This is a genomic window from Agrobacterium sp. CCNWLW32 (assembly GCF_037083425.1).
In the GTDB taxonomy this organism is placed as follows: domain Bacteria; phylum Pseudomonadota; class Alphaproteobacteria; order Rhizobiales; family Rhizobiaceae; genus Agrobacterium; species Agrobacterium radiobacter.
The window spans coordinates 319,357-340,589 of sequence record NZ_JBAOJM010000002.1; the positions used below are offsets into that span (position 1 = coordinate 319,357).

A 21,233-nucleotide genomic window follows, 5' to 3' on the forward strand; every position below is an offset into this window, starting at 1 on the left:
AAGAGGCCCGCCCTTTATTGTTTCCTCAGGCGATTTTTGCCTGTTTCGCTGTCAGGGAAGCGGCGGCCGCTTCCACGCGTGCCAGCCCCTCACGGGCTTCTTCCGCCGTGGTAACGAGCGGCGGCAGGAGACGGATGACGTTGTCGCCCGCGGGCACGCCGAGCAGATGCTCGCCGCGCATGGCCTGCAGCAGTTCGCCCGACGGGACCTTCGCCTTGATGCCGAGAAGCAGGCCTTCGCCGCGAATTTCCTCGATGACATCAGGATAACGATCCTTCAGCGAAGCAAGGCCCTGGCGGAAGACCAGCGCGACATCACGGACCTTCTCCAGAAAGCCCTCGGAGAGGACGACATCGAGCACGGCATTGCCCACAGCCATGGCCAGCGGGTTGCCGCCATAGGTGGTGCCGTGCACGCCCGCCGTCATGCCGGAAGCGGCATCCGCCGTCGCAAGGCATGCGCCGAGCGGGAAACCGCCGCCGATACCCTTGGCCACCGCCATGATATCGGGCGCGACACCCGTCTGCTCATAGGCAAACAGCTTGCCCGTGCGGCCGACGCCGGTCTGGACCTCATCGAAAATCAGCAGCATGCCATGCTCATCGCAGAGCGACCGCAGCAGCTGCAGGAATTCCTTGCTGGGCGCACGGATGCCGCCCTCGCCCTGAATGGGCTCGATCAGAAGTGCAGCCGTCTCGGCCGTGATGGCGGCTTTCAGCGCATCAACGTCACCGAAGGGCACCTGGTCGAAACCTTCGACCTTGGGACCGAAACCTTCGAGATATTTCTGCTGGCCGCCGGCGGCGATCGTCGCCAGCGTACGCCCATGAAAGGCGCCTTCGAAGGTGATGATCCGGAACTTTTCCGGATGCCCCTTGGAATAATGATAACGGCGCGCGGTCTTGATCGCGCATTCCAGCGCTTCCGCACCGGAATTGGTGAAGAAGACCTTGTCTGCGAAGGTCGCTTCCGTCAGGCGCTTGGCGAGCTTTTCCTGGCCCGGCACTTCATAAAGGTTCGAGACGTGCCAGACCTTCTCGGCCTGGGTCTTGATCGCTTCCACGAGGTGCGGATGGGCGTGGCCCAGCGAATTGACCGCTACGCCGGCCGCAAAATCCAGATATCGTTCGCCGCTCTCCGTGAACAGCCAGACGCCCTCGCCTCGCTCGAAGCGCAGGGGGGCTCTTGCAAACGTATCGAACAATGGCGCGGCGGCTTCGGCCATGGCTGTATCACTCCTTGCGCGGATGCGCTGTCAGACGGTTGTCAATAGGCTCTGAGGGTTATCCCTCGCCTGAAAATCAAAAATGCCGCCTCGCGGCGGCAGGGGCACTATTGTCACTTCGCCTGCCGATGTCAACAAAAGTCCGTATTTCCCGGGCTTCTCAAGCCCTAGTAGGTGGCGGCCTGCGAGGCCCAAGGTGTTGCCTTTCAGACTCAACTCGCCAGCAAGTTGGGGAAAACCGGAAAATCGATTCGAGATGATTCCCGTGACTCTTGCCACGGAGTCTGCGTGGCACTAGGTTAATCGCTAATTACTAGACTGCATTGCGGCGGAACTAGTCACCAAAAATCCGGCAGAAACCACGCTCGCGGCACGCCCGCGAGACGGAGAAGGATTCTGCCGACATTATACGCGACGAGCGGAGAAGCGGCATGAACTGGACAGACGAACGAGTCGAGAAACTCAAGAAATTATGGTCCGAGGGCCTTAGCGCCAGCCAGATTGCAGCGCAGCTCGGCGGCGTCAGCCGTAATGCCGTGATCGGCAAGGTCCATCGCCTCAATCTGCCGGGACGCGTCAAGGCTGGCGGCCCGGTCACTTCGGCGCGCTCTGCGCCCAAGCGCACCGCTGCACCTGCCCCACGCGCGACGACCTTTGCAGGCCGCGTCAATGCGGCGCCGGCGCGGATCCTCACCCGTTCCAACGCGGCAACCGCGCTGAATGAGGAGATCGACATCGAGACCGCACAGGTTCTTGATTACGTTCCTTCCAAAAACGTGGTCTCGCCGATTTCCCGTCGCCTGACGCTGACGGAACTGACGGAGCGCACCTGCAAGTGGCCGGTCGGCGATCCGCTGAAGGATGATTTCCATTTCTGCGGTTGTGAAGCGCTGGAATCTTCGCCCTATTGCAAGTTCCATGCGAAACTCGCCTATCAGCCGGTAAGCGAGCGCCGCAAGGCTTGAGTGTTGCGGCACGCATTCGACACTCAAAAACTACGGGCCTTCGGGCCCGTTTTTTTATGACAAAGTTCAGGCGGTTCCGGGGTCAACTCACCAGCGAAGCGCCGAACCCTATCCCCCATCGCTGTCGAACCCGACCCACAATCCCGATTGAGCGGGCGGGATTTCAGCCAATTGTCCGTCATCCCATCAAGAAGGATGAAGCCGTCGTGTTTGGGGACGTCCAAAAACCGAAAGGCCCGACACCATTCCGGTTTCGGGCCTTTCGGTTTTTGGCGGGATGTTGCCCCGAGTGTAACTCGTCGGTCGAGTCTTGCTCAGGCTTCCATCGAATATCCGGCGCCGCGCACGGTACGGATGACATCCTGCATATGCGAAAAATTGAGCGCTTTGCGCAGGCGTCCGACATGCACGTCGACGGTGCGCTCATCCACATAGATATCGTGACCCCACACGCCATCCAGCAATTGCGAGCGGGAGAAAACCCGGCCTGGAGAGGTCATCAGGAATTCCAGCAGGCGGAACTCCGTCGGGCCGAGGCGCACTTCGCGGCTCTTGCGGTGAACGCGATGGGTCTCGCGATCCAGCTCGATATCACCGCATTTCAGCACCGAGGAGAGAACCTCGGGACGGGCCCGGCGCAGCATGGCCTTGACCCGGGCCATGAGTTCTGGCGTCGAAAACGGCTTGACGACATAGTCGTCGGCGCCGGTGGCAAGGCCGCGAACCCGTTCGCTTTCTTCGCCGCGCGCCGTCAGCATGATGATGGGCAGGCGTTCTGTTTCCGGCCGCATTCTGAGCCGACGGCACAGTTCTATACCGGAAACGCCGGGAAGCATCCAATCCAGGATAAGAAGGTCCGGAATACGTTCCTGCAGCCTGATTTCTGCTTCGTCTCCACGGGGTATCGTGTCGACGTCATATCCCTCAGCCTCGAGATTGTAACGAAGGAGGACGCTCAGCGCTTCCTCGTCTTCCACAACTGCAATCTTGGGCACCATATGCTAACTCCGCAAGCCGCTGCTCGTCTGTTACTCGGTCACCGAACCGAGCGTGTTGGAACTGTCGTCCTTCGGACGCTCACCTTCCGGCTGGCTGCCGGTGGTCATGTAATAGATCGTCTCGGCGATATTGGTGGCGTGGTCGCCGATACGCTCGATGTTCTTGGCGCAGAACAGAAGATGCGTGCAGGTGGTGATGTTGCGCGGATCTTCCATCATGTAGGTCAGAAGCTCACGGAAGAGCGACGTATACATGGCGTCGATTTCCTCATCGCGCTCGCGGATGGCATTGGCCTTCTCGGCGGAACGCGTGGAATAGACGTCGAGGACTTCCTTGAGCTGCACCAGCGCAAGCTCCGACAGGTGCTCTATGCCGCGGGCGAGCTTGCGCGGTACACCGGTTCCGGCAACCGCGATCACACGCTTGGCAGTGTTCTTGCCAAGGTCGCCAACGCGTTCAAGGTCGCCGGCAATACGCAGCGTGCCGATGATCTCGCGAAGGTCGGCCGCCATCGGCTGGCGTCTGGCGATGGTGACGATGGCCTTGTCGCCGATCTCGCGCTCGGAATGATCGAGGATCGCGTCATCGGAAATGACCTTCTGAGCGAGCGCGGCGTCGGAATTGACGAGCGCACGCACGGCATCGGCGCACATCTGTTCCGCGAGACCGCCCATTTCGGCGATGCGGCGCGTCAGGAATTTCAGTTCGTCGTCATAGGCCGACAGGATATGCGAATGGGTCGTTGTCTGTGTCATGGTCTAGTCCTCCGGCTTGGCCTGCATGCGCGTACCCGGAAGCGGGCACGGCAGAGGCACCAGTCTTGTTCGGTTTCGATAAAGCGCCGGCCGGGATCAGCCGAAGCGGCCCATGATGTAGTCCTGCGTGCGCTGGTCGTCCGGATTGGTGAACATCTTGTCGGTTTCGTTTTCTTCGACAAGATGACCAAGGTGGAACATGGCAGTGCGCTGGGAAACACGCGCCGCCTGCTGCATGGAGTGCGTGACGATGACGATCGTGTAATTGGTACGCAGCTCGTGGATCAATTCCTCGACCTTTGCGGTCGCGATCGGGTCCAGCGCCGAGCAGGGCTCGTCCATCAGGATCACTTCCGGGCTGACGGCAACCGCGCGCGCGATGCACAGGCGCTGCTGCTGACCGCCGGAAAGGCCGGTGCCGGACTCCAGCAGGCGATCCTTCACTTCGTTCCAGAGACCCGCCTTCTGCAGGCTGTGCTCGACGATCTGGTCCATATCCGCCTTGTTGCGGGCAAGGCCGTGGATACGCGGGCCATAGGCGATGTTCTCGTAGATCGACTTCGGGAAGGGGTTCGGCTTCTGGAACACCATGCCGACGCGGGCGCGCAATTCCACGACGTCGATCGCCTGATCGTAGATATCGTCGGTATCGAGCGTGATCTTGCCGGTGACCCGGCAACCGTCGATCGTGTCGTTCATACGGTTCAGGGTGCGCAGGAAGGTGGATTTACCGCAGCCGGACGGGCCGATAAGCGCGGTCACCGTATTTTCCCGAACGTTGAGGTTCACGTCGTAAAGCGCGCGCTTTTCGCCGTAATAAACCGAAACGTCCTTGCCGATCATCTTGTATGAGACTTCATTCATTTTCTTGTCCAGCGCCTTTTCAACTGCTGCTTCCGACAACATGTTCATTGCTCAATCTCCCTCTACCAGCGCCGCTCGAAGCGGCGACGCAACAGGATTGCGCCAACATTCATGACGATGAGGAACAAAAGCAGGATGATGATAGCGCCGGATGTCCTTTCGACAAAGGCGCGCTCGGCTTCGTTCGCCCACATGTAAATCTGCACCGGCAGGGCCGTGGACGGATCCATAGGCGTTGTCGGGTAATTCGCAACGAATGCCACCATGCCGATCAGGAGCAGCGGCGCCGTTTCGCCCAGCGCGTGGGCGAGACCGATGATGGTGCCGGTCAGAATGCCGGGCATGGCGAGCGGCAGCACATGGTGGAAGATCGTCTGCATCTTGGAAGCGCCGAGGCCGAGGGCTGCGGCGCGGATAGACGGCGGCACGGCTTTCAGGGCAGCGCGGGTCGCGATGATGATCGTCGGCAGGGTCATCAGCGTCAGGACAAGACCGCCGACCAGCGAAGCCGAGCGCGGAAAGCCCATGAAGTTGATGAAGACGGAGAGGCCGAGCAGACCGTAAACGATCGAAGGAACAGCCGCGAGATTGTTGATATTCACCTCGATAAGATCCGTCAGACGGTTCTTCGGGGCGAATTCCTCGAGATAGATCGACGCCGCGACGCCGATCGGCAATGACAGCACCAGCACGATCAGCATCATGTAGAAGGAACCGATCAGCGCCACGCCGACACCCGCCGCTTCCGGACGGCTCGAAGCGCCGTTGACGAAAATGCCGGTGTTGAAATGTTTGCCGAGCTGGCCGCTTTCGGCGAGCTGGTTCATCCAGCCGAGCTGCTGGTTCGAGATACGGCGATTGGCTTCATCGGCGGTCATATCGACCTGGCCCTTGAAGGCGCTGTCGACGTCGCCCGAGGCCAGGAGCGTGACCGTGCGCGTGGTGCCGATGACGGCGGGATCGGCGACGACGATGTCGCGAAGCTGCGTGCGCACGCTGTCGGAGATCAAGAGGTTGACGGCACGAAGACCGGCGCGGTCCGTCGGCGCAACACCAAGGACCTTGGCGACCGCGTCACGGGCAACAACGGGATAATTGGCCGTCATCAGCTTCGCCGGATTGGTGGCGCGCTCATTTTTCGGATCGATGATCTGTTCGGAAAACTCGACCGGAACGGTGATCATCGTCTGCTGGAAGGCGGTGTAACCCTTGGAAACCACCGAGAAAAGCAGCAGGAAGAGAAAGATGAGGCCGAAGGAAATCGCTGCCATGCCGTAAGCACGGAAGCGGCGTTCGGCGGCATAACGGCGCTTGATGCCGATATCACGGCGCGTGGCCCTGTTCGCGGCGTTCGCGCCGGCTGCGGGAGAGACGATGTCGGTCATTCATATTGCTCCCGGTATTTGCGCACGATGTAAAGCGCGTAGATATTCAGGCAAAGCGTGATGGCGAAAAGCGTGATGCCGAGCGCAAAGGCGACCAGCGTCTGCGGCGAGGTGAATTCAAGGTCGCCGGTCAGCTGGCTGACGATCTTGACCGTCACGGTGGTCATGGGCTCGAATGGATTGAGCTGCAGGCGGGCCGCAACGCCGGCCGCGAGAACCACGATCATGGTTTCGCCGATGGCGCGCGATGCCGTCATCAGCACAGCGCCGACGATGCCGGGAAGAGCGGCGGGAACGATGACCCTCTTGATGGTTTCGGACCGCGTGGCGCCGAGACCGAGGGAACCGTCACGCAGCGAGCGTGGCACGGCGGTGATGATATCGTCCGACAGCGACGAGACATAGGGGATCAGCATGATGCCCATGACGAAGCCGGCGGTGATGACGCTCTGCGCCTGGATGAAGTTGGCGTAATTACCCGTCGCGAGACCATTGATCTGCGTGGAAATGTCTCTGAGGAAAGGACCAACCGTCGTCAGCGCGAAGAAGCCGTAGACGATGGTGGGGATGCCGGCGAGCACTTCGAGCAGCGGCTTTGCCACGGAGCGCAGACGCGGCGAGGCATATTCGGACATGTATATCGCCGAAAACAGACCCACGGGAACCGCGACCAGCATGGCGACGAAGCCGATGTAAAGCGTACCTGCGAGCAGCGGGATCAGGCCGAACTGGCCGGAGGAGTCGGTCGCACCGGCTGCCGCAAAACGCGGATCCCATACCGTTCCGAAGAAGAACTGGTGCGCCGGGACCATGGTGAAGAACTGGATCGCCTCCGTCAGCATCGACAGGACGATACCGATGGTCGTGAGGATAGCGATGGACGAGGCGACGAGCAGGGCCGCAAGAATGACCTTCTCGACCTGGTTGCGCGCCCGGAAGCGCGGCGCGATCGCACGCAGCGCATAGGCGCCCCCGCCGAGCGCGGCTAGCAGCACGACGGCAATCATCGCGATGCGGCTGGTGGAGGTCATGCCGTTGAGCGTCTGGGCGGCATCAACCATGAAGCGCTCGGGATCACCGGCGATCGCCACACCCTTCGATGCCAGAAGAGGCCGGACCGCAGCCGTATCGGCCTCAACCTGAGCGGTTTCTTCCGGCGTCAGCCGCTGAAGACCGCGGGCGATGGAGGTCACCATACCATAGGTCAGGCTCTGCTGCGCTTCGGATAGCGCCCGCACGTCCTCGGGGAAATTACCGCGCACCGCCGATGTGACGAACAGGGGGCTGATAACGAGCCAGGCACAGAGAATGAACGCCGCGGGCAAAACAGCCCAGACGACCGCGTAAGAGCCGTGATAACCGGCACGGGAATGCATGCTGGAGGGGCGACCACCAGACAGGGCAACGGCGCGGCGGCTGCCGAGCAGATAGCTGCCGATGCCGATGAGCGCCAGTATCAGCAAAAGGATCGATGTGTTCATTAGAGTTCCCTCGGCGTGCCTCAAGAGCACGGTGCGATATCGGGCAAATCAAAAAGTCATCAAAACGAGACCGCTGGACCATCCCATGATGCCTGCCGCCTGACTGTATCATCGTCTGGCAAGCGTCAAGGTTGATACATCCTATCCATCTGTAATCCATCGACAATCATGTGGATGGCGATGAGTAGGAACTGTCAACCGCGGATAACGGCCTCAGCGAAGTGGAATGAGGGGCACGGCAGAGCCGCACCCCTCTTTCTATTACATCGTGGAACCGGCCGAGAACTTCGAGCGGATTTCTTCGCGCTCTGCGTCCGGGGCGGCAACCAGGCCGTAGTTGGCGAGCGGGGAATCCGGGCCGATCATCTCGTCGGAAACGAAGAACTCGACATATTCCTTAAGGCCCGGGATAACGCCCAGGTGAGCCTTCTTCACGTAGAAGAACAGCGGGCGGGAAACCGGGTACTTGCCGCTGGCAACGGTTTCGGTGGACGGAACGACGCCCGAAACGGTCGCGACCTTCAGACGGTCAGCGTTGTTTTCATAGAAAGCCAGGCCGAAAACGCCAAGGCCGGTCTTGTTGGCATCGATACGAGCGAGCGTTTCGGTGTAGTCGCCGTCGATGTCGACAGCTGCGCCGTCCTTACGGACTGCAACGCACTTTGCAGCAGCCTGCTTGGCGTCGGTGATGAGCGTCTTGATGACGTCGGTCGCCTTGGCTTCCTTGCAGCCGTCAGCCATGATCTTCTCTTCGAAGACTTCGCGCGTGCCGTGCTTGGAACCCGGGATGTAAGCGGCGATCGCTACGTCAGGCAGTTCCTTGTTGATTTCCGACCACTTCTTGTAGGGGTTGGCAACGAGCTTGCCGTCCTTGACGACTTCAGCAGCGAGCGCGAGGTAAAGATCCTTCGGCTCGAGCTTGATGTCCTTGTTGGAAGAGTCCATCGCAAAGACGATACCGTCGTAACCGATCTTCACTTCCTGAACGTCGGTGACGCCAGCAGCCTTACAGGCAGCCAGTTCGTCGCTCTTGATCTTGCGCGAAGCGTTTGCAATGTCGATGGTGCCTTCGCCCACGCCCGAGCAGAATGCCTTCAGACCACCGCCCGTGCCGCCGGACTCAACAACCGGAGCCTTGAAGTTCGGGAAGGTTTCGGCAAAAGTCTCGGCAACGATCTTGGCGTAGGGCAGAACCGTGGAGGAACCGGCAACCTGGATCTGGTCGCGAGCAGCGGCGGCGCCAGCGAAGGCGACAGAAGCCACCAGAGCTGCTGCGGAAAATTTAACGATGTTCATTTGTCTCTCCCGTCGTGGGCTTTGTTGTGGACGCAGCCGATAGCGACACTCGCTCTTAGCTTGCGCTCGGCGACCTTTTCTTAACCACCGTAGCCACATCCTTTTATGTCACTTTGACGAAAGATTTGTGACAGTCTAAATTACTGATTTAATTTATAAATATTCACGACGTTAAAAGCAGATGCATATTTTATGTCAGAATCTCACGGTGAAGTCCGTGCCGCTGCCCAATTCCGATTTAATGATGAGGCGGGCGCGGTGGCGGGTGAGGATGTGCTTGACGATGGCAAGCCCGAGGCCCGTGCCCTTTTTCGAGCGGCTGTCGGCGACGCTGACACGATAAAAACGCTCCGTCAGGCGCGGCACATGTTCGGCGGGAATGCCCGGCCCCTTGTCGATGACACTCACCTCCACCGGCTTGCCGGGTTCGGCGCGCAGCCAGACATCCACGACCTTGCCTTCCTGGCCGTATTTGCAAGCATTTTCAACTAGGTTCTGGAACACCTGCACCAGCTCGTCGCGATCCCCCTGCACTTCCGCCGGCCGGTCCGGCAGGTGCAGCGTGATGGTTACATCAAGCTCGTCGGCAAGGGGCAGCAGCGTATCGCGCACATGGCCGATGACGGGAACGAGATTGACTTTCTGGTCGGGCGCGATGTTTGCGCGCAGTTCCAGCCGCGAAAGGGACATGAGATCGTCCACCAGCCTGCTCATGCGGGTTGCCTGATCCAGCATGATGGCAAGGAAACGCTCTTGTGCCTTCGGGTCGTTGCGCGCCGGCCCCTGCATGGTTTCGATGAAACCGCGGAGCGAGGCGAGCGGGGTGCGCAATTCATGGCTCGCATTGGCGACGAAGTCGCTACGCATGCGGTCGATGCGACGAAGCTCCGAAACGTCGCGGAACGACAGGATGTAGAACGGCGGACTGGCCCCCTCTCCCACATCCGCACGGGCGATGCGGACGATAAAGACCCGTTCGGAAGGAAAGCGCTCCGAATGTTCGACCTGGTTGGGTTGGCCGGTGGTGATGGTTTCGCGAATGACATCCAGCAGGCCGGGAGAGCGCAGCCGGGCGGAAATATGTGCACCGGCAAGCAGCTGGCCGAAGGCGCGTTCGGCCGCACCGTTCTGAAAGAGCACGCTGGCATTCTTGTCGAGAATGAAAACGGGGGTATCCAGAACCGCGAGGCCCGCCCTTACGCCCGAAATGACGTTTTCGCCGGGCACTTCCGGCTCATCCGTCTCCGCCGCCGCAACTCCGTCCTTTGCGGAGGCGGCCGCCGGGCCCTCCGCAACGGCCAGAATGGCAATGACGGCGCAAAGCCAAAGGGCGGCGGGCATATAGGGTGTATGGAGTTCCGCAACGGCCACGATTGCGAGCATGCTGACGATGAGGACAGGCAACCAGTTCCGGCCGAGCTTCCTTCCCAAAAGCCTTAATCCACCATCGCCTTTCATGACTGCCATTTCAGCCTGCTCTTTCCATTCTCATCTGACAGCGCATCGAAATCTCATAGGCCAGCTTCATGACAGAGATTCATCATCGCGCATTTTCCACAACGTATATGCGCAAAATCGACGCGGCAATCGCTCCCGCCGCCGCATCCCGGTCAACCGGTCCTGTTTCACTTGAATTCTGGCAATGGATGTGAACTCATTGGCGGCGAGTTGCCTTTACACAACAACATCTGGAGGAACCCATGGGCGAAGAAACGAAGAAGCGGACGGTCGAGATCACCATTGGCGGCAAACTGCGCAGCTTCGACATCGACAATCCGGTTCTTCCTGAATGGGTTGAGGAAAAGAAACTTTCCGCCGGCAATTTTCCCTACGACAAGAAGATGAAGCGGGAGGACTACGACACCGCTCTCGAGGCGCTGCAGGTGGAACTGGTCAAGGTTCAGTTCTGGCTGCAGGCGACCGGCAAAAGGGTCATGGCGGTTTTCGAAGGCCGCGACGCCGCGGGTAAGGGCGGTGCGATCTTCGCGGCCCGGGCCTATCTCAACCCCCGCTATGCCCGCGTGGTTGCGTTGACCAAACCCACGGAAACCGAGCGCGGCCAATGGTATTTCCAGCGCTACATCTCGCATTTTCCGACCGCCGGCGAATTCGTTCTCTTCGACCGCTCATGGTATAACCGCGCCGGGGTCGAGCCGGTCATGGGTTTCTGCACGCCGGAAGAACACAAGCTCTTCCTCAAGGAAACGCCGCGTCTGGAAAAGATGTTGGCCCATGAAGACATCAATCTTTTCAAATTCTGGCTCGACATCGGTCGCGAAACGCAGATCGAGCGCTTCCATGATCGCCGCCACAGCCCGCTGAAGTGCTGGAAGCTTTCGGATATGGACATAGCCGCGCTGACGAAATGGGACGACTATACGCAAAAGCGCGACGAGATGCTGGAAAAGACCCACACCGATGCCGCCCCCTGGACCGTGGTGCGCGCCAACGACAAGCGCCGCACGCGGGTGAACCTCATCCGTCACATTCTTCTTACGCTCGACTATGAGGGTAAAGACGAGAAGGCGATCGGCGAAATCGACGACAAGATATTGGGATCAGGACCGGATTTTCTCAAATGAGACCGGAAGACGATGACAGGCGCCGCCACTCGAGGCGCCTGTCGTTTTTCCGTTACTGGCCCGGCAGAATGCGCACGGAATAAAGATTAACCGGGCGGCCGCTGCCGTCGATATCGCTGTTGATGAAGATCTTCCCCGGCGCATTGGGGGCGAGAGATCGTTCGAATGTCGTGTTCAGCAGCATGTCCGCGCGCTCGGCCGTGGCGGTGAAGCGGTGGCGGGAGCAATCGCCCAATGTGGCGAAATCGCAGGCAACGGAAACCTGGGTCTGCCGGTCGCTGGAGGATTGCAGCGTGATCGAAATGGTCGAGGACTTGCCCGCCATATCCCGCATCACCTCCACCGGAACCTCGACGCTGACGGCGCCATCCTGCGCCACACTTCTCGAGGTTATCTTTATAGCCTTGCCGGCGGGTGTGGCGATGTTTTCGACATTGGCGCGCTGGCCGGCCGAAACGCCCGAACTGCCACGCTCCGCATTGAAGACCTCAACCCAGTCATCGGAAAAACCCCGGCCGGCGGAAAGGCTCGGCGCAGGCTCCGTCCCGTTGAAATCCTCCGCCTGCACCTGCGCCGGCGGATTGGGTACGCTGGTATCACGTTGCTCCGGCGAGAGCAGGAGACCGGAGGAATAAACCCACCAGGCGCCGAAACCGATAAAAGCCAGAAGCGTCACATAGATAAAAAGCCGGGCAAAAAGCCCCCGGCGCTTGCGGCGGCCAACCGCGCCCTCCGGACGGAAAGCAAGCGAGGAGTCGCTGGCGCGGGAGCCTCTCTTCGGCGGCTTTCCATTGCGCTGCCCCGCATTCAGCGGCGCCGGAGCAACGGCAGCACCCGGCTGCACATCGCGCGTTTCACCGCGCAGTTCCGGCTCAACACCCAAATCGCCGTGGTGAGGCGTCTGCGAAACGGGATCGACCGCGTGATCATCCTGCGCCGGACTTTCCGGTGCTGGTGGGCGCAATTGCTGCTCCACCCTGTCCAGAAGACTGTTGCGCTCTTCATTCTCGATCTGGTGGATCAGGCCTTCAAGCCGCTGCCGCTGCTGGGCGACGACCTGTGGATCGTCTATGCCCTGCTTGCGCAGCCCTGCTTCCAGTGCCTGACGGGACGATTGGTAAATCCGTGCACGAACTTCGGCGTTCGATCTGTCCGATTTTTCCAGAGCATTTCTGATTGCCGTTTCCAGTCCGCTCACGACCGATCCTTGTTCTATTACGCTTTGCAAAAAATATGCGGCGCTGCGCCATTGGTTCACGATTCGGTAACGGCTATACCGCCCCTCCGCAAGCTTCGTTTATGATAAAGACCGGATTGCTTTCAGGAAAATCGATCCATTGTGGCGCTACGAACGCAGATTCGAGATGCAAATGCCACGCTGTTTTCGCTTTCAATCCGCTCCTGAACGCGATATTGAGTTACGTGCGCGTAAACGTAATTCGTGGGAGGAGACATGCTACCGTCCGTGCTGAAAGACAATCTGCGTCTTCCGGTCATAGCATCACCGCTATTCATTATTTCACATCCGCAACTGACGCTGGCGCAATGCAAGGCCGGCGTCATCGGCGCTTTCCCGGCGCTCAACGCGCGACCCGAAAGCCAGCTCGACGAGTGGCTGGCGATGATCACCGAGGAACTCGACGCGCACAACCGTGCCAATCCCGAGCGCCCGGCCGCACCCTTCGCGGTCAACCAGATCGTGCACATGTCCAATCGCCGGCTGGAGCATGATCTCGGCCTTTGCGTGAAATACAAGGTGCCGGTGGTGATTTCCTCGCTTGGCGCGGTGCCCGAGGTCAATGCAGCCGTGCATTCCTATGGCGGCATCGTGCTGCATGACGTCATCAACGACCGTCATGCCCGCTCCGCCATCCGCAAGGGTGCGGATGGGCTGATTGCGGTCGCGGCGGGTGCCGGCGGACATGCGGGCACACTTTCGCCCTTCGCCCTCGTTCAGGAAATCCGCGAGTGGTTCGACGGCCCGCTGCTGTTGGCCGGCGCCATCGCCAATGGCGGCTCCATTCTCGCCGCGCAGGCCATGGGTGCTGACATGGCCTATATCGGCACCCCCTTCATCGCCACTCAGGAAGCGCGCGCTTCCGAAGGTTACAAGCAGGCGATTGTGGAAGCCCAGGCCAAGGATATCGTTTATTCGAACTATTTCACGGGCGTGCACGGAAACTACCTGAAAAGCTCGATCGTCGCCTCCGGCATGGACCCCGACAATCTGCCCGAAGCCGACCCCTCGAAGATGGACTTTGAAACTGCCACCGGTGGCGCAAAGGCCTGGAAGGACATCTGGGGCGCTGGGCAAGGCATCGGCGCCGTGAAAACGGTGGAACCCGTGGCAGCACTCGTCGATCGTCTGGCAAATGAATATGAAACGGCCAAAAACCGCATCTGCGGGAAAGGCTGACGCCACCGCCAAACAACGGACAGGCAAAGCTTTTTGCGGAAATTTCAAAACCGGTACATTCAAGGCTTGAAATCCGTCAGCATTGCCTGTATCAGCCCGCCATGAAGCTGATCCGCAACAAACGGGTCACAATCGGGCCGCTTTAGCTCAGTTGGTAGAGCACGTCATTCGTAATGACGGGGTCACGTGTTCGAGTCACGTAAGCGGCACCATTTTTCGCATTCAAGATTGCCCAGCCGATTATATAAATAGACGCGCTGTCGGAAATCGCCCCATGGCGGGCCGCGCAGACCGGCGCGATAAGAACGCCGCCGTTAACGAACAATCACACCATATTGACCGTAAGACGGTGGGCGCGGGCGGTGACGATAGTCACCGCGCCAATCCCTGCGATCCCGCCACTCTCTGTGTTGTCGCCAGTTCCGGCGGTCGTAATCCCGGTAATATCTGTCTCGATCATAAGATCGATAATAGACGCCGGACGAGTAATACCCGCCTGTGCGGTAACCGCCATCGTCAACGCATCCGCTCAGGATGCCAACCGATAGGAAGCAGATTGCTGCGGTTAGAATTTTCATGATCTCATCTCCCAATGACGGACTTCAACGTCTGTCTGTGTCCTCGGTTCCGTGAGTCAAGAGTGATGCGGCACGCATGAACGAGGGCTGAATGGTGCTGAGCCCGCTCGCCTAATGCATCACGCGGGAGTGGATCCCTCAGAATTGGCGGCTTCCGGTTGCCAGATGAAGGAAAGTATTCGTCATCAATAGGACGTTGAAACCAACCGGGCTCCACTTACGTTGATTGCCTAGTCTTGGTTAACTTGAAAGCACCCACTGTGGACGTCATCCGTATCCTGATCGCCATCATCCTCCCGCCCGTCGGCGTCTTTCTTCAGGTCGGGCTCGGCCTGCATTTCTGGATCAACATTCTCCTGACACTCTGCGGCTATGTTCCCGGCATCATTCACGCCATCTGGGTAATCCTGCGCAGGTGACATAGCCTTTTATCGACGATGGGGTGTTCGCAACACTTTAGTACGTGATTAAATTCTCATTGGCTGCTGGAACCTCGTCTTCTTCCTCACGTTATGGTGATGACACCAGCCAAGGAGAAAATCATGAACCAGATCATCTACATCGTCGGCCTCGTCGTCATCGTTCTGGCGATCCTGTCGTTTTTCGGCTTCCGCTGATCCCCGTTGTCAATTCGATCGCTTGCGCATATCCTAAGCAGCAGTGACACACGACTGCGTTCATGGGTTGCTTCGCTGTCGGGTGTATTTCGGGATCGCGTTGCTCTGGGAGGTGCACGATGAAGAACGAGAGATGGACAGAACCTGTAGAGGTCAATCTTGAGGCGAATGGCAAGAGTGTCATCGCCGGCCCCTTCGAAGCACTGACATTGTTGACCGAAGGCTGGCCCAAAATCGGGGGGTTGAGCTTCGTAAGAGCGAGAAGCGCCTGCCGCGCCGCTCTTGACGGGCGCAAATCGCCCGAAGAGGCACGCAAGTGCTTTACCGATGCGGTTTCCGAGATGCAGAACAACACGCATTGACGCGCCAAACGAAAAACGGCTCCTGAAAAGGAGCCGTTCCTTTATGTGCGACACTTCCGGAGATAGAACAGCCGGAAGCGCCTTTTAGCAGATTTTACATCCAATACGGAGCGACGCCGTAATAGTCATAGACCTTGCGGTCCTTGGCGTTCAGCAGGTCGTTATCATCCAGATTGGCGAAGTGCGGCGCGTTTTCGATCTCTTCCTTGGTAAGATCGATACGGTAGCCGTCGAGTTCTTCGTCATAATGCAGCTTTTCCCAGGGCAGTGGGTAATAGTCGTCGCCGATTCCGAGAAAGCCACCGAAGCTCAATACCGCATAGGCGACGCGGCCGCCGCGTTTTTCCAGAATGATGCGCTGGATCGAGCCGATATGCTTGCCATCAGCACCATAAACGCGGGCGCCTTCCACCTTGTCGCTGGCGATCAGGCTCGGCGTATCCTTGACATAGGGGTCCTGTCCGGCGCGGGGTTCCTGATGCATCATGTGCCTTTCCTCCTTGTTTTTCCTCTTTGAGGTCACGTCTGGTAAACCCCGCGACAGGCAATTCGTTCCCCTGCGCTCCAGTCGCCTCGGCGGGAATTTTTTTGGAGGAAAATGGAACGAAATCCGTGCCTACTGACGGATCTTCTGCCAGACGGAGGGGGAAACACCGACCATCTTGCGAAAGACGCGGGAGAAATGCGCCTGGTCCGAAAAACCGGCGGCGATGGCGACATCGGTCAACGCCATGTCGGTCCGCATCATCAATTCCTTGACGCGATCAATGCGCGCCTGCATCTGCCACTGGTGCGGGGGCACGCCGGTAGAGGCCTTGAAGGCATGGCTGAAATGGGATTGCGAGAGGTTGGTGAGTTCCGCCAGCTCCTCCAGCCGGATCGACCGCAGGCAATGTTCGCGGATATAGTCCGTCGCCGCCCTTAATTGCCAGGCGGCGAGCTTGCTGCGTTTCTTGACCGGTTCCCGCTTCACTTTCAGGAAATCCATGAGCAGCGCCAGCACGAGGCTTTCGCCATAGAGGTCGTGCAGCGGATCGGGATTATCGCATTCGGCAGCAATCAGTCGCGCCAGCGCCAGTAGGCGCTCATCCTCGAACATCAGATGCGGATCGAGCAGCCCGTGCGGATCGAAGCCCTGCACCAGCCGGGCACCCAGCAATCCCGCATCGAAATGCAGATCGAGGTGGCGCACGAAGGAGACATTGCTCAGTTCCGCATGAACATCCAGATCGGCGGGAACGAAGGAAATCCGGTTCGCCTTTGACGACCCGTAATTATCGCGGCGGCAGCGGTTCATCATGAAGCGGCCGTCATCCGTCCCATCCATATCGAGCAGGAAAACGAAACGCGGGTCCTTGCCGACATAACGGCCACCCGCCTTCGGGGCGCAGCGCACGTCCCAGAGATCGGCGACGATGCCGTTCCACATCCTCGAGCGCGGGCCGCCAATGACGGCAAAACCCTCGATCTCATTTTCCATCCGCACGCGGAAAGCCATGGCCTCTCGATCCCGCAGGGCGCCATGGCGCCACTATAACATGATAAATCTATTCATGTTTATAGTGGCAAACCAATTTTCCCGCAACTACGGCCTTTGGCCGCCCATCACCACTTCTTGGAAAGCTTGAAAGTGATGGTGCGGCTATCGCCCCAGCCGCAGACGGAGACCCCGGCGCAGCTCTTCACATATTCCTTGTCGAAGACGTTGGCGACGTTGATCGATGCGGTCCAGTCGTTCTTCTCATAACGGATCGCGGCGTCGAAGACGGCGGCATCCGGCACGCGCAGCGTATTGGCCGCATCCGCCCAGGATTTGCCCTGATACCGCACGCCGCCGCCAAGGCTTAGGCCTTCCAGCGCATCATTGGTAAAGGCGTAATCCAGCCACAGCGAGGCGGTGTGGGCGGGCACGATCCATGGTGATTTGCCGATCAGGTTGGGATTGGCATCCTTGGTGATATCCAGATCGGTATAGGAATAGGACGCGATGGTCTTCCAGTTCTCACTGAGATTGGCCTTGGCCTCCAGCTCGAAGCCGGTGGATTCCACCTGCCCGAACTGGCCGCTCGTGGTCACGCCGCCCGCCGTATAGGACACGATGGCATTGTCCTTGACCAGCTTGAAGACGGAGGCGGTGATGCTGCCGTCAAAGAAGGTCGGCTCATATTTGATACCCGCCTCGAACTGGTGTCCCTCCTCCGGTACGGCGGGGGTGCCGTCGGCAAGCGTATCGATGAGGGGATTGAAGAAGGTGGCAGCCGAGACATAGGGCGTCAGGCCATTGTCGAATTCATAGGCGAGACCGGCGCGGCCGCTTAACGCATCGTCATTGGAGCGGCGGGACAGGCCGGCAGGCAGCCTGTTGTTCAGTTCCGTATCGACATAATCGTAACGGCCGTTCAGCGTGACCAGCCAGCCATCGCCGAAACGCAGCTGATCCTGGGCGTAGATGCCGATCTGCTGCTGGGTCACGATATTGTCGGCATAAACGAAATTCGTTCCCTGCGTCGAGCCATAGACCGGGTTGAGCGCGCCGATCGAATTCGATCCGCAGCAGGCCTGCACCTGATCCAGCCGGTAATATTTATAGTCGAGGCCAAAGAGCAGCGAATGGTTGACCGCGCCGGTATCGAACTCGCCTTCAACACGGTTATCCACGCCGAAGCTGTCGACCTTCGACACGCCGTCATAACCGAAGCGGGTCAGCATATAATCGTCGGTGGTGGCATCGAGGATCGGCTGGCCATTGGCGTCCGTATTGGCCCAGCCGCCCGCATAGGGTCCGGTCTCGTGCTTGTAGAGGTGGCCGTAACGGGCGTTCTGGCTGATTTTCCAGCCATTGTCGAATTCATGGCTGACTTCGTAACCCACCATCGACTGGTAGACACGGCCATTATCGATATCCGGCTCACCATAAAAGGCCTTGCGATCGAGCTTGCCGAAGGGCGCGTCCACGACCGTGCCGACATAGGGCAGGAAGCCGTTGCCGATATGGACCTGATCGAGCGCCGAGAAATAGCCGTAGAGCGTAGCGCTTGTCTGCGCATCCGGCTCGAAGGTGATCTGCGGCATGATGAAGCCGCGCAAATCCTCGGAATAGTCAGTGTAATTGTCGCCGCCGGAGACCTTGCCGGTGACGCGGTATTTCCACACGCCCTCACCATCGACCTTGTCGCCGAGATCGAAGCCGAAGAAGGCATTGCCGAAATTATTGATGCCGATTTCCGTTTCGCGCACCGGCTCATCCTGCGTGCGCTTGCGGACCATCTGCACGATGCCGCCGGGATTGGCGCCGCCGTAAAGCACCGAGGCGGGGCCTTTCAGGACTTCCACGCGCTCCAGACCGTAGGCATCCATCTGGAAACCGCCGAAACCGTAGCTGAACAGGTTCAGACCATCCAGAAACACGCCGGTCTGGGTGGCCTGAAAACCGCGAATATAAATCCAGTCCGTGTCCGGGTCCGTGCCGAAGGGTTCCGCTGTCACACCGGGGGTGTAACGCAGCACTTCATCGATTTTTGTCACCGCGCCGCGGGCGTTCATTTCCTGGCGGCCGACGACCGATACGGATTGCGGAATATCCTTGGTTTCCGTCTCGGTTTTCGAACCGGTCGCGCTTTTCTTTGCGACATAACCCCGGGCCGGACCTGTCGCGTTTTCCGCCCCCTGCCCTTCAACGGTAATCTGCTGCAGAACGGTTGTGTCCTGCGCGTGGCCCATAGCTGGCGCCAGCAAAACAATGGCGGCCGTGCCCAAAGCCAGACGGCTCAAAAACATCCCATGCAAATTTTTCAAGATATGCCCCGAAACAGATCGCAGCCGATGTCCTTATCCGACAGGCCGCAGCACCTCAATTAAGATGAGTGTTTACATCATGATTAAGTGGGGATGCTTGTCGTTTTCGGGGCGGATTTGAATCTTATTGGCTTCTCGCACAGTTTTTCGGACCCGTCATTTGTGAGGCAAGGCGTGGATGTCAGCCCTTGCGCCGGCCGATCCTCGCAAGCAGCACCACGGGCAGCATGCCGATGACGACAATCGCCAGGGCTGCGATAGACGCCTCCTCATAAGTGCCGCGCGCCGCTTCACCATAAAGATGGGTGGCGAAGGTCTCAAAATTGAGCGGCCGCAGGAGAAGCGTGGCGGGAAGTTCCTTGACGCAATCGACAAAGATCAGCAGCGCCGCCGCCGCAAGCGACGCCTTGGAAAGTGGCAGATGAATCTGGCGGAATGTCTGCGTCGCGGATCGCCCGAGCGTACGCGCGGCATGATCGAAGGATTGCGGGATGCGGCTGAGGCCGGCATCGACGCCGCCCGCGGCAATGGTGAGGAAACGCGCCGAATAGGCATAGATGAGGGCCGCGCCGCTGCCGATGAAGATCAGGCCGGTGGAGATGCCGAACCAGCCACGCATAGTCTGGTCGACAACCCGGTCGAAACCGCCGAGTGCAATCAGTACCCCGATGGCGATGACCGTGCCGGGGGCAGCATAACCCACTGTCGAAAGACGATAGGACCAGAGCGCGAGACGTCCCGGTGCAAGGCGCATGGCGTAAGCAACGGCAAGGCCCAGGATAAGCGTGATCACCGTCGCCAGCCCGGCAAAGAGGATGGTGTTCAGAGCCTCATCGGCGAAACGGGCCGACAGGCCGCTGAAGCGGAAGCGCTTCCAAGCCTCAATGACGAGATAGCTCGCGGGTGCTACGAAGCCGATCAGGACCGGCAGACTGCCGAGCACGAAGGCGCCCCAGCCTTTCAGGCCGGTGAGCCGCAGCGGTTCCAGTTCCCTGCTTTTCTGTGCAGAAACCGCGTAACGTTGCTTGCGCCGCGCCCAGCGCTCGAGCGCCACAAGGGCGACAACGATGAACAGCATGGAGAGCGCAATCTGCGCCGCACCCGGAAGGTCGGATTTCGTGACCCATGTGGTGTAGACGGAAACGGTGAGGGTGCGGACGCCGAGGAATTCCGATGCGCCGATATCATTCAGCGCTTCCATCAAGGCAAGGCTGATGCCGACCGCGATCGCCGGGCGCGCCAGCGGCACCGCGACCTTGAAAAAAGCCGCGCGTCTTGAAACGCCGAGCGTGCGAGCCGCTTCCAGCAGGTTGCCCGCTTGCGTCAGGAACATGGCGCGCACGGGAATATAGACATAGGGAAACAGCACGAAGCCGAGGAGAACGATGCAGCCCGTCATCGACCTTATGTCCGGCAGGCGGAATTCTCGTGGGCTTGAATAACCGAGCAGCCAGCGGATCGCACCCTGCACCGGCCCGATGGGATGCAGGATATCGAGATAGGCATAGGCAACGATATAGGTGGGCATGGCCAGCGGCAGCAGCAGTGCCCATTCCAATAATCTGCGGCCGGGAAAATCATAGGCGGTGACCAGCCAGGCGGCATAGGTTCCAATGACACCGGCCAGTAGCCCGACACCAGCGAGAAGGATCGCCGTATCCGGAAGCGCCGTCCAGAGCACGGTCGAGCCGAGATGCGCCCAAAGGCCTTCAGACCCCTGCAAAGCCTGTGAGACAAGCGCCAGAACCGGCACCATGGCGCCACAGACCGCCAGCACGGAGAGGCACAGCCACCAGAAGGAGGATGAAAACCTGGCTCGGGCACGAGGTGTCAATGGCTGGATGGCGTCTGGATTCATGTGCTTTTGGAAAATACGCGGAAAGGCGCCCGCAGATGCGAACGCCTTCCACCAT

Annotated in this window: 19 protein-coding genes and 1 tRNA gene; 6 read left to right on the forward strand and 14 right to left on the reverse strand. The window is 59.5% G+C overall.

The genetic code is table 11. The features are described 5' to 3' along the window. Nucleotides 1-25: 25 nt before the first annotated feature. The gene (locus tag V6R85_RS05450) at nt 26-1,225 is read right to left on the reverse strand and encodes an aspartate aminotransferase family protein (RefSeq protein ID WP_003503552.1); all 1,200 of its coding nucleotides are present in this window, start codon (nt 1,223-1,225) and stop codon (nt 26-28) included. 431 nt (nt 1,226-1,656) lie between these two features. On the opposite strand from V6R85_RS05450, the gene V6R85_RS05455 reads away from it, so the two are divergent. Further along, nucleotides 1,657-2,190: a GcrA family cell cycle regulator gene (locus V6R85_RS05455; protein ID WP_003503553.1), complete on the forward strand. Its 534-nt coding sequence runs from the start codon at nt 1,657-1,659 to the stop codon at nt 2,188-2,190. Nucleotides 2,191-2,504: 314 nt separating this feature from the next. On the opposite strand, the gene phoB is transcribed toward V6R85_RS05455, so the two are convergent. From phoB to phoR, 7 genes are all read right to left on the reverse strand, one after another. After that, nucleotides 2,505-3,188: a phosphate regulon transcriptional regulator PhoB gene (gene phoB / locus V6R85_RS05460; RefSeq protein WP_003493692.1), complete on the reverse strand. Its 684-nt coding sequence runs from the start codon at nt 3,186-3,188 to the stop codon at nt 2,505-2,507. A gap of 30 nt (nt 3,189-3,218) precedes the next feature. Beyond that, nucleotides 3,219-3,944: a phosphate signaling complex protein PhoU gene (gene phoU / locus V6R85_RS05465; RefSeq protein WP_003503555.1), complete on the reverse strand. Its 726-nt coding sequence runs from the start codon at nt 3,942-3,944 to the stop codon at nt 3,219-3,221. A gap of 96 nt (nt 3,945-4,040) precedes the next feature. Continuing rightward, complete coding sequence (gene pstB, locus V6R85_RS05470) at nt 4,041-4,856, reverse strand: phosphate ABC transporter ATP-binding protein PstB (RefSeq protein ID WP_003503557.1); 816 nt, start codon at nt 4,854-4,856, stop codon at nt 4,041-4,043. Between the two features lie 14 nt (nt 4,857-4,870). Next, nucleotides 4,871-6,193, reverse strand: coding sequence for a phosphate ABC transporter permease PstA (pstA, locus tag V6R85_RS05475; RefSeq protein ID WP_003503558.1), 1,323 nt, complete (start codon nt 6,191-6,193; stop codon nt 4,871-4,873). Beyond that, nucleotides 6,190-7,674, reverse strand: coding sequence for a phosphate ABC transporter permease subunit PstC (gene pstC, locus V6R85_RS05480; protein WP_111833725.1), 1,485 nt, complete (start codon nt 7,672-7,674; stop codon nt 6,190-6,192). The genes pstA and pstC overlap by 4 nt, the downstream gene beginning before the upstream one ends. Before the next feature lie 261 nt (nt 7,675-7,935). Then, the gene (locus V6R85_RS05485; protein WP_060722859.1) at nt 7,936-8,970 is read right to left on the reverse strand and encodes a substrate-binding domain-containing protein; all 1,035 of its coding nucleotides are present in this window, start codon (nt 8,968-8,970) and stop codon (nt 7,936-7,938) included. Between the two features lie 195 nt (nt 8,971-9,165). Then, nucleotides 9,166-10,428, reverse strand: a complete 1,263-nt coding sequence (gene phoR / locus V6R85_RS05490; RefSeq protein WP_050816415.1) for a phosphate regulon sensor histidine kinase PhoR — start codon at nt 10,426-10,428, stop codon at nt 9,166-9,168. Nucleotides 10,429-10,670: 242 nt separating this feature from the next. Here phoR and ppk2 point away from each other — a divergent pair, with 242 nt between their 5' ends. Further along, complete coding sequence (ppk2, locus tag V6R85_RS05495) at nt 10,671-11,552, forward strand: polyphosphate kinase 2 (RefSeq protein ID WP_003503570.1); 882 nt, start codon at nt 10,671-10,673, stop codon at nt 11,550-11,552. 52 nt (nt 11,553-11,604) lie between these two features. On the opposite strand, the gene V6R85_RS05500 is transcribed toward ppk2, so the two are convergent. Beyond that, nucleotides 11,605-12,750 carry a hypothetical protein gene (locus V6R85_RS05500; RefSeq protein WP_111833726.1) on the reverse strand — a complete coding sequence of 382 codons (1,146 nt, stop codon included), beginning with the start codon at nt 12,748-12,750 and terminating at the stop codon, nt 11,605-11,607. A 255-nt stretch (nt 12,751-13,005) separates the two neighbouring features. Between V6R85_RS05500 and V6R85_RS05505 the strand changes: the two genes are divergently transcribed. Both V6R85_RS05505 and V6R85_RS05510 read left to right on the forward strand, forming a co-directional pair. Further along, nucleotides 13,006-13,968: an NAD(P)H-dependent flavin oxidoreductase gene (locus V6R85_RS05505; RefSeq protein WP_003503575.1), complete on the forward strand. Its 963-nt coding sequence runs from the start codon at nt 13,006-13,008 to the stop codon at nt 13,966-13,968. A 136-nt stretch (nt 13,969-14,104) separates the two neighbouring features. Further along, nucleotides 14,105-14,180, forward strand: a tRNA-Thr gene (locus V6R85_RS05510). A gap of 113 nt (nt 14,181-14,293) precedes the next feature. Here V6R85_RS05510 and V6R85_RS05515 read toward each other — a convergent pair. Continuing rightward, the gene (locus tag V6R85_RS05515) at nt 14,294-14,482 is read right to left on the reverse strand and encodes a hypothetical protein (protein ID WP_162692525.1); all 189 of its coding nucleotides are present in this window, start codon (nt 14,480-14,482) and stop codon (nt 14,294-14,296) included. Between the two features lie 324 nt (nt 14,483-14,806). On the opposite strand from V6R85_RS05515, the gene V6R85_RS05520 reads away from it, so the two are divergent. Together V6R85_RS05520 and V6R85_RS05525 are read left to right on the forward strand one after the other, a co-directional pair. After that, entirely contained in the window at nt 14,807-14,965 is a 159-nt protein-coding gene (locus V6R85_RS05520; protein WP_003503579.1) for a YqaE/Pmp3 family membrane protein, read from the forward strand. A gap of 317 nt (nt 14,966-15,282) precedes the next feature. Beyond that, a complete protein-coding gene (locus tag V6R85_RS05525) occupies nt 15,283-15,525 on the forward strand; it encodes a DUF982 domain-containing protein (protein ID WP_003503584.1) in 243 nt (80 codons plus the stop codon). Between the two features lie 94 nt (nt 15,526-15,619). Here V6R85_RS05525 and V6R85_RS05530 read toward each other — a convergent pair whose 3' ends face one another. The 4 genes from V6R85_RS05530 to V6R85_RS05545 form a co-directional block, all read right to left on the reverse strand. Then, a complete protein-coding gene (locus V6R85_RS05530) occupies nt 15,620-16,012 on the reverse strand; it encodes a PRC-barrel domain-containing protein (protein ID WP_111833728.1) in 393 nt (130 codons plus the stop codon). A gap of 129 nt (nt 16,013-16,141) precedes the next feature. Beyond that, a complete protein-coding gene (locus V6R85_RS05535; RefSeq protein ID WP_162695464.1) occupies nt 16,142-17,023 on the reverse strand; it encodes a helix-turn-helix domain-containing protein in 882 nt (293 codons plus the stop codon). Nucleotides 17,024-17,130: 107 nt separating this feature from the next. Beyond that, on the reverse strand, nt 17,131-19,320 hold the full coding sequence (locus V6R85_RS05540; protein WP_111833729.1) for a TonB-dependent siderophore receptor: 2,190 nt from the start codon (nt 19,318-19,320) through the stop codon (nt 17,131-17,133). 181 nt (nt 19,321-19,501) lie between these two features. Then, nucleotides 19,502-21,178: an ABC transporter permease gene (locus V6R85_RS05545; protein ID WP_020810559.1), complete on the reverse strand. Its 1,677-nt coding sequence runs from the start codon at nt 21,176-21,178 to the stop codon at nt 19,502-19,504. Nucleotides 21,179-21,233 lie beyond the last annotated feature (55 nt).